Source organism: Citreimonas sp. (assembly GCF_042096055.1).
In the GTDB taxonomy this organism is placed as follows: domain Bacteria; phylum Pseudomonadota; class Alphaproteobacteria; order Rhodobacterales; family Rhodobacteraceae; genus Citreimonas.
This window is the reverse complement of record NZ_JBELMH010000018.1, coordinates 21,335-30,449: the sequence shown is the minus strand read 5'-3', so window position 1 is coordinate 30,449 and position 9,115 is coordinate 21,335. Positions and strand designations below refer to the sequence as shown.

At 70.7% G+C, this 9,115-nt stretch carries 7 protein-coding genes; all 7 read right to left on the bottom strand.

Annotated elements, in window-relative coordinates; all coding sequences use genetic code 11:
* Positions 1 to 56 precede the first annotated feature (56 nt).
* Complete coding sequence (locus ACFDTC_RS06385; protein ID WP_375258047.1) at positions 57 to 1,055, bottom strand: Gfo/Idh/MocA family protein; 999 nt, start codon at positions 1,053 to 1,055, stop codon at positions 57 to 59.
* A gap of 203 nt (positions 1,056 to 1,258) precedes the next feature.
* Positions 1,259 to 2,335, bottom strand: coding sequence for a BMP family ABC transporter substrate-binding protein (locus ACFDTC_RS06380; RefSeq protein ID WP_375258046.1), 1,077 nt, complete (start codon positions 2,333 to 2,335; stop codon positions 1,259 to 1,261).
* A gap of 121 nt (positions 2,336 to 2,456) precedes the next feature.
* The gene (locus tag ACFDTC_RS06375; protein ID WP_375258045.1) at positions 2,457 to 3,380 is read right to left on the bottom strand and encodes an ABC transporter permease; all 924 of its coding nucleotides are present in this window, start codon (positions 3,378 to 3,380) and stop codon (positions 2,457 to 2,459) included.
* Complete coding sequence (locus ACFDTC_RS06370) at positions 3,380 to 4,465, bottom strand: ABC transporter permease (protein WP_375258044.1); 1,086 nt, start codon at positions 4,463 to 4,465, stop codon at positions 3,380 to 3,382. The genes ACFDTC_RS06375 and ACFDTC_RS06370 overlap by 1 nt, the downstream gene beginning before the upstream one ends.
* Positions 4,466 to 4,591: 126 nt before the next feature.
* Positions 4,592 to 6,115, bottom strand: coding sequence for an ABC transporter ATP-binding protein (locus ACFDTC_RS06365; RefSeq protein ID WP_375258043.1), 1,524 nt, complete (start codon positions 6,113 to 6,115; stop codon positions 4,592 to 4,594).
* Entirely contained in the window at positions 6,082 to 7,017 is a 936-nt protein-coding gene (gene xdhC / locus ACFDTC_RS06360) for a xanthine dehydrogenase accessory protein XdhC (RefSeq protein ID WP_375258042.1), read from the bottom strand. The genes ACFDTC_RS06365 and xdhC overlap by 34 nt, the downstream gene beginning before the upstream one ends.
* Positions 7,010 to 9,115 (bottom strand): xanthine dehydrogenase molybdopterin binding subunit (gene xdhB / locus ACFDTC_RS06355; protein ID WP_375258041.1); only part of this gene is annotated, 2,106 nt, incomplete at its 5' end. The genes xdhB and xdhC, both read right to left, overlap by 8 nt.

The following is a 9,115-nucleotide window of genomic DNA, read 5'->3' as shown; positions in this document are numbered from 1 at the left end:
GCGCCGTCCTTGATCCGCGCCACCGCGTCGGCGGCCGAGACGATCTTGCCCATTCTTCAGACTCCGTAATCGATGGTCTGCGCGGCACCCGTCCGCGCCGCCTCGCGCACGGCCAGCGCCACCGCCAGCGACTTGACCCCGTCCCAGCCATCGGCCGAAGGGCGGCCCTCGCCCCGCACCGCGGCCTCGAACAGGCGCATCGACCGCTCGTAGAGGTCGTGCGTTTCGAACGGCACGTCGTAGCGGCCATCGGCGTCGACCAACGTGACGCTTCCCTGCGGCGTCTGGGCCATCACCTCGCGCGCCACGACCGCGCCTTCGGTGCCGTGAATCTCGATCCCGGTGCCGGCGAAGGGATGCGTGAAGCTTTCGTGCGTCGACACCATCACGCCCGATGGCATCCGCCAGACGGACATGACGCTGTCCTCGACCCCCTGGCCCAGCCCCGACGCTGTCATCTGCGCCACCACCTCGACCGGGTCCTCGTCGAGGTGAAACCGGACCGTGTCTGCGTCGTGCACGGTGATGTCGGGAATCACGCCGCCGCCGGCGGCCGCATCGGTGATGCGCCAGCCGCGCAGCGCCTGCGGAAGATTGACCGCGTGGGACACCCGCACCGACAGTATACGCCCCAGCCGCCCGGACGCGACGAGGTCGCGGATCGCCAGGTGCGCGCCCGCGTTGCGCAGGTGGTGGTTGGTGGCGAAGACCACGCCCGCCTCCTTGGCAGCGCGCACCATGCGCACCGCGTCGGCGACGCTCATCGCGAGCGGCTTTTCGCACAGCACGTGCTTGCCCGCCGCGATCGCCGCCAGCGCTTGTTCGTGGTGCTTCTCGTTGGTGGTCGAGATGTAGACCGCGTCGCAATCCGCCTCGGCCAGAAGCGTGCCCAGATCGTCGAAGGATCGCGCGATCCCGTGCTCCTCGGCATAGGCCGCGCCGCGCCGCGCATCCGCGCTGAGCACCGCCGTCACCTCGCCGCCGGGCTGCGCGCGGAACGCCCCGATCATGTGCCCCGCCGCGATGCGGCTCGCTCCGATCAGCGCCCATTTCATGCCCGAATCTCCTCCGAAACCGTGCCTGCATCATTGATGGAACGTTCCAAAAATGCAAGAGCACCATCCCGCGCCTTCTTTGGTCCACAAATATCCTGGGGGAGTCCGCGCAAGCGGACGGGGGCAAAGCCCCCAGAAGACGCCCGAAACGAAAACGGCCCCGCCCGGAGGGGCGAGGCCGCGATCCGCGCGATGGGGCGCGATCAGTTGGGGATGTCGCCCGACAGGCCTTCGACGTAGAAGTCCATGCCCAGCAGCGTCTCGTCGTCGGCGGTCTCGCCGTCGGCCAGCCAGGCCGAGCCGTCCTGCCGGTTGAGCGGGCCGGTGAACGGGTGGTACTCGCCCGACGCGATCCGCTCCTTGAGGTCCAGCGCCTCGGCCTTCACGTCCTCGGGCACCGCGTCGGTGATCTCGCCGATGCCGACCATGCCTTCGCCGATGCCCTGCCAGACCTGCTGGCTTTCCCAGGTGCCGTCGATCACCGCCTGCACGCGGTCGATGTAGTAGGGCGCCCAGTTGTCGATGATCGAGGAGACCCGCGGCGTCGGCGCGTATTCCGCCATGTCCGAGGCCTGCCCGAAGGTGATGACGTCGCCCGCTTCCTGCGCCGCGGCCTGAGGCGCGGTCGAGTCGGTGTGCTGCAGGATCACGTCGTTGCCGTTCTCGATCAGCGCGCGCGCGGCGTCGGCCTCTTTCGCCGGATCGAACCAGGTGTAGGCCCAGACAACGTTGAACTCGACGTCCGGGTTGGCCTTCTTGGCGTGGATGTAGGCGCTGTTGATGCCGCGGATGACTTCCGGGATCGGGAAGGACGCGATGTAGCCGATCTTGTTGGTCTCGGTCATCTTGCCCGCGATGTGGCCCTGGATCGCGCGGCCCTCGTAGAAGCGCGCGGAATAGGTGCTCACGTTGTCGGCGGTCTTGTAGCCGGTGGCGTGCTCGAACTTCACGTCCGGGAACTTCTCGGCCACGGCGATGGTCGGCTCCATGTAGCCGAATGACGTGGTGAAGATGATGTCCGCGCCCGACAGCGCCATCTGCGTGATCGCGCGTTCGGCGTCGGCGCCCTCGGGCACGCTTTCCTGGAAGATCGTCTCGACCTGGTCGCCGAAATGTTCTTCCACGGCCTGGCGGGCCTGGTCGTGTTCGTAGGTCCAGCCACCGTCGCCCACGGGGCCCACGTAGATGAAGCCGGCGGTGACCGGATCGTCCTGGGCGAAGGCCGCGGGGGCAAGCGCCACGGTCAGCGCGGCGGTGGTGAGGAGCGTTCTTCTGAGCATCGAGTCTTCCCTCTCTGATGGATCGTTGTTTTGCCGCGATCATCGCCGCTTGGCGGGTCGCGGAGCAAGGGCCAAGTGACGATTCCGCCGTGCTATCGTGACGGAACCGCCTAGGCGCGCATCAGCGCGCCGCGTGGAACGGCCGGCCCAGCGACGCCGGCGCGCCGTGCACCCCGCGGGCCGAGATCACGACCAGCACGATGATCGTCACCACGTAGGGCGAGGCCGACAGCAGCGCCACCGGCACGGCCGCGCCCGCCGCCTGCAGGTTCAGCTGCAGCACAGTGACGCCGCCGAAGAGGTACGCGCCCACCAGCACGCGGCCCGCGCGCCACGACGCGAAGACCACGATCGCCAGCGCGATCCAGCCCGCGCCCGCGGTCATGCCTTCGGTCCATTGCGGCACGCGCACCAGGCTCAGGTAGGCACCGCCCAGACCCGCGCAGGCGCCGCCGAAGACAATCGCGCACAGCCGCACCACGACGACCTTGTAGCCCAGCGCATGCGCGCTGTCGTGGCTCTCGCCCACCGCGCGCAGGATCAGGCCGGCGCGCGTGAACTTCAGGAACGCCCAGACCGCCAGCACCAGCAGCAGGCTCAGGTAGACCATCGCGTCGTGCGCGAACAGCATCCGTCCCAGCACCGGCAGGTCGCCCAGCACCGGGATGTCGAGCTTGGGCAGCGTGGGCGACTTCATCCCCTCGTAGGGCTTGCCGATCAGCGCCGACAGGCCGAGGCCCGCCAGCGTCAGGCCCAGCCCCGTCGCCACCTGGTTCGACAGCGTCAGCTGGGTCAGCACCCCGAAGACCAGCGCCAGCAGGGCCGATGCGCAGGCGGCGGCGGCGAAGCCCGGCACCGCGCTGCCGGTGTTGACCGCGAAGGCGAAGCCCACCACCGCGCCGGTGATCATCATCCCCTCGACGCCGAGGTTCAGCACGCCCGATTTCTCGACCACCATCTCGCCGATGGCGGCCAGCAGGATGGGTGTCGCCGACACCATGATCGAGGCGACCAGCAGCACCACCGAGATCGAGGACAGATCCATCACGCCACCTCCGCACGGCCCAGCCGCAGCCGGTAATTGGTGAACACGTCCATCGCCAGCAGGAAGAACAGCAGCATCCCCTGGAACAGCTGGATCGACGCGCCGGGCAGGCCCAGCATCAGCTGCGCCAGCTCGCCGCCGATATAGGTCAGCGCCATCAGCAGCCCGGCCAGCAGGATGCCCACCGGGTGCAGCCGGCCCAGGAACGCCACGATGATCGCGGTGAACCCGTAGCCCGAGTTGAAGTCGATGCTGATCTGGCCCGCCGGACCCGTCACCTCGAACAGGCCCGCGAGGCCCGCCAGCACGCCCGCGGTGCCGAGGCACACCAGCACGATCCGCGCCGGGCTCACGCCCGCGAAGCGCGCCGCGCGCGGCGCCTCGCCGGTCAGGCGGATGTTGAAGCCCTGGATGTGCCGCGCCATCAGCACGTAGGCCAGGATCACCGCGATGAAGGCCGCGACCACGCCCCAGTGCATGCCGGTGCCGGGGATCAGCTCGGCATTGTGCGCGGCCTCCCAGTTGCGGAAGTTGCGTGAGCCGGGAAAGCCGCGCCCCTCGGGGTTGCGCAGCAGGCCCGAGCTGACCGAGGCGAGGATGTTCTCGGCCACGTAGACCAGCATCAGCGACACCAGGATCTCGTTGGTCCCGAAGCGCACCTTCAGCACCGCGGGGATCATCGCCCAGGCCCAGCCCCCCAGCGCGCCCGCCAGGATCATCAGCGGGAACACCAGCACGCTGTCGGACGGGTAGACGGCAAGGCCCGCGGCCGCGCCGCAGACCGCGCCCATGATGTACTGCCCCTCGGCGCCGATGTTCCAGATGCCGGCGCGAAAGCCGATCGACAGCCCGATCGCGATCAGGATCAGCGGCCCGGCCTTCACCAGAAGCTGCGGCCGCGTGAAGCCGGCGAATTGCGGGTTGAAGAGCGGATCCCAGAAGATCGTGCGGATCGCCACCAGCGGGTCGGCCCCGAGGAAGGCGAACAGGATGCCGCCGGCCGCCATCGTCGCGATCACCGCCAGAACCGGCGTCGCCAGCGTCCAGCCGCGCGAGGGCTGCGGCCGCTTCTCCAGCCGGATCATGCCGCGCCTCCCGCGCGCGTCACCGCCCCGCGCCCGGCGTTCTTTGGTCCTGAAATATCCCAGGGGGTCAGAGGGGCTGGCCCCCCTGCGACACCACGGATCGCGACCGCGCCCCGCGGGCGGGCATCAATGCGCCGCATCGGCAACCTCCAGGTCGTGCGCGCCGCCCATCATCAGGCCGATCCGCTCGATGTTCAGCTCGGCCACCGGCCGCGCGGGCGACAGGCGCCCTTCGTTGAGTGCCGCGAACCGGTCGGCGATCTGCATCAGCTCGTCCAGGTCCTGGCTGATCACGACCACGGCGGCGCCTTGCGCGGCCAGGTCCAGCAGCGCCTGCCGGATGGCCGCCGCGGCCGCCGCGTCCACGCCCCAGGTGGGCTGGTTGACCACCAACACCTCGGGGTCCTGCACGATCTCGCGGCCGACGACGAATTTCTGCAAATTGCCGCCCGACAGAGCGCGCGCGGCCACGTGCGGGCCCGGCGTGCGCACGTCGAACCGCTCGATCACCGCCTCGGCGAAACCCTTGGCGCGGGTCCAGTCGATGAAGCCGCGCCGCACCAGCGCCTTGCGCTTCGACGCGGTCAGCACGCCGTTCTCGACCAGGCTCATGTCCGGGGCCGCGGCGTGGCCCAGCCGCTCTTCGGGCGCGGTCAGCAACCCGGCCTCGCGGCGCTCGACCGGGCCCGCGCGGCTGATGTCCCGCCCCTCCAGCCAGACCGACCCCGCGGGCGCGCGACGCTCGCCCGACAGCGCCGACAGAAGCTCGTCCTGGCCGTTGCCGGCGACGCCGCCGATGCCCAGGATCTCGCCGCCCGCCACCTGCATCGACACGTCGCGCAGCGGCGTGCCGAAGGCGCCGGGCGCCTTCAGCGACAGCCCCCGCAGCTCGAGGCGCAGCGCCCCGGGCTTGTGCGCGCGCGCCTGCGGCGCGGCAAAACTCGAGCCCACCATCATCTCGGCCAGCTCGCGCGCCGAGGTCTCGGCCGGCGTGCAGGTCGCGACCTTCCTGCCCAAGCGCAGGATCGTGGCGTGGTCGCACAGCGTCCGGATCTCTTCCAGCTTGTGCGAGATGTACAGGATCGCCGTGCCCTCGGCGCGCAGCTTGCGCAGCGTCTCGAACAGGATCTCGACCTCCTGCGGGGTCAGCACGCTGGTGGGCTCGTCCATGATCAGCAGGCGTGGGTCCTGCAGCAGGCAGCGGATGATCTCGACCCGCTGGCGTTCGCCCGCCGACAGCGTGCCGACGATCCGGTACGGGTCGAGCGGCAGGCCGTAGGTTTCCGACACGTCGCGGATGCGACGGGCGAGATCGCGCGCCTTGGGCGGATTCTCCATCCCCAGCGCCACGTTCTCGGCCACGTCCAGCGCATCGAACAGCGAGAAGTGCTGGAACACCATCGCCACGCCAGCGCGCCGCGCCTCGGACGGCTTGCCGGGCGCGAAAGGCGCGCCGCGCAGCTCCATCCCGCCGCGGTCGGGTGCCACGAGCCCGTAGATCATCTTGACCAGCGTCGACTTGCCCGCGCCGTTCTCGCCCAGCAGGGCGTGGATCTCGCCCTCGCGGATGTCGAAGCTCACGTCGTCGTTGGCGACGACGCCGGGATAGGCCTTGGTCAGGCCCCGAATTCTGAGAAGCGTGTCGGCCAAGCCCGCATGTCCCCCGTTTGCATGGTGATTAGCTGCGCCGCGACCCCGATGGCAATGGCCTGCGGGTGCTTGCCCAGGTCCTTGCGACCGATCGGACACGTGATGCCGTCGATCGCGGCAGGGGCATGCCCCAGCACCGCCAGCCGCGACCGGAAGCGCGCCCACTTGGTGTCCGAGCCGATCACGCCGCAGAAGCCGAAGTCGTGGCGCAGCGCCGCGTGGCACAGCTCGAGGTCCAGCGCGTGGCTGTAGGTCAGGATCAGGTGCGCGGCATCTTTCGGTGCCCGCGGCATCAGCGCGGCGGGCTCGGCCACCGGCACGACCGTCACGCCCTCGGGCACGGCCTCGGGAAAGCGGTCCGGCGCGGTGTCGACCCAGGTCAGCGCGAAGTCGGGCAGGGGCGCCAGCACGGCGACCAGCGCGCGGCCCACATGCCCCGCGCCCCAGATCCACAGCGGGCGGCCCGGCCGCGCGACCGGCTCGACCATCCAGCCCTGCACCAGCTGCGCCTCGGGCGCCTCGCCGCGCGCCCGCGCGCGATCGAGCAGCCGCGCCACCGCCAGCGGCCGCGCGCCCGGCCCGCGCGCTATCACGTCGCATCCCTCCAGCGCCGCCACCGCGTCCGCGTCGTAGTGCTCGGTCAGCAGCGTGACCGACCCGCCGCAGCACTGGCCCAGCTGCGGGCCCAGCGGATGGCGGCTGAGCCCGGTGCGCGACAGCGCCGCCTTCGCCGCCTCGAATTCCAGCGCGCCGCCGCCGATCGTGCCCGACTGGCCGCCGTCCCAGACCAGCATCGCGGCCCCCACCTCGCGCGGGGTCGAGCCGCGGATCTCGGCGATCACCACCCGCGCGACGCGGCCCCGCGCCTCGACGGCCCGGCGCAGGGCGCCGAGATCAAACACCGCGTACCCGCTCGATCGCCGCCAGCACGCGCTCGGGCGTGGCGGGCGCGTCCAGCGCCGGGTAGGCGTCGCCGCAGGCCGCCACCGCGTCCGACAGCGCCATCAGCACCGAGATGCCCAGCATGAACGGCGGTTCGCCCACCGCCTTGGACCGATAGATCGTCTCCTCGCGGTTCTCGCCGTCCCACAGGTCGACCTCGAACACGTCCGGCCGGTCCGAGCAGGCCGGGATCTTGTAGGTCGACGGCGCATGCGTGCGCAGCCGGCCCTGATCGTCCCAGACCAGCTCCTCGGAGGTCAGCCACCCCGCGCCCTGCACGAAGCCGCCCTCGATCTGGCCGCGGTCCACCGCCGGGTTCAGCGACCGCCCGCAATCGTGCAGGATGTGCGTCGCCAGGATCCGGTGCTCGCCCGTCAACGTGTCCACCACCACCTCGGAATAGGCCGCCCCGTAGGCGAAGTAGAAGAACGGCCGGCCCTTGCCCTTGATCCTGTCCCATTCCAGCTTGGGCGTTTTGTAGAACCCCGTCGCCGACAGGCTGACCCGGCCGAGATAACACTCCTTGGCCGCCTCGGCGAAGGTCATGACCTCGCCGCCGACATGCACCTGCCCGCCCTCGAAGCGCACGCTGCCCGCGTCTGCTTGGTGCAGCGCCGCCAGGTGCGCGGCCATCCGGTCGCGGATCTCGTCGCAGGCGGCCTTGACCGCCATGCCGTTCAGGTCCGAGCCCGACGAGGCCGCCGTGGCCGAGGTGTTCGGCACCTTGGCGGTGTCCGTCGCGGTGATCTTCACCGCCTCGATCCCGACGCCGAACCGGTCGGCCGCCACCTGCGCCACCTTCTGGAACAGGCCCTGGCCCATCTCGGTCCCGCCGTGGTTCATCGCGATCGAGCCGTCCTGGTAGACATGCACCAGCGCGCCCGCCTGGTTGAGATGCGTCAGCGTAAACGAGATTCCGAACTTCACCGGCGTCAGCGCGAGCCCGCGCTTCAGCACCGGGTTGGCGGCGTTCCACGTGTCCACCGCCGCCCGGCGCGCCGCGTAATCGGCGCGCGCGGCCAGCACGTCGGTCATCTCGTGCAGGATGAAATCCTCGACCGCCATGCCGTAGGGCGTGGTCTGCACGCCCGTCGCCGCGTGTCCCTCGTGCACCGGCGTCACCGCTTGCGCCCCGCGCGAGGCCACGTCCTCCTCCATCGCGCCGCGCGTCACCGTGGGGGCCTGGGCGCCGTCCCCGGTCTTCTTCTCTCCGGAAATATCCCGGGGGGGCGCCGCAGGCGCGGGGGCAGCGCCCCCATCAACGCCTGCGTAGTAATTCACCCGCCGGACCTGCAGCGGATCGGCCCCCAGCGCATGGGCCACGTGGTCCATCACCCGCTCGATCCCCGCCATGCCCTGCGGCCCGCCGAAGCCGCGGAAGGCGGTGGCGCTTTGCATGTTGGTGCGCAGCCGGTGGCTCTCGACGCGGAAGTTGGGCACGAAATAGGCGTTGTCGGCGTGCAGCATCGCGCGGTCGGCGACGGGCAGCGACAGGTCCATCGACCAGCCGCAGCGCGTGTATTGCACGAAGTCGACCGCCGACAGCCGGCCGTCGTCGTCGAAGCCCGCGCGGTAGGCGATACGGAAATCGTGCCGCTTGCCGGTGATGACGAAATCGTCGTCGCGGTCGTAGCGCATCCGCGCCGGCCGGCCGGTCGCCGCGGCCACCACCGCGCAGGCCACCGCCAGCGCGTTGCCCTGGCTTTCCTTGCCGCCGAAGCCGCCGCCCATGCGCCGCGTCTCGACCCGTACCGCGTGCATCGGCAGCCCCAGCGCGTCGGCCACCTTGTGCTGGATCTCGGTCGGGTGCTGGGTCGAGGAATGCACCATCATGTCGCCGCCTTCCTGCGGCAAAGCCAGCGCGGCCTGGCCCTCCAGGTAGAAATGCTCCTGCCCGCCGATCTCGAAGCTGCCCTCGACCACGCGCGGCGCCGCCTTCAGCGCCGCCTCGGTGTCGCCGCGCGCCCAGATGCGGGGGCCGTCCTCGAACCGGCTGTTGGCGGCCAGAGCGTCGTCGATGGTCAGGATCGGCGTCGCCTCGTCGTATTCCACCACCGC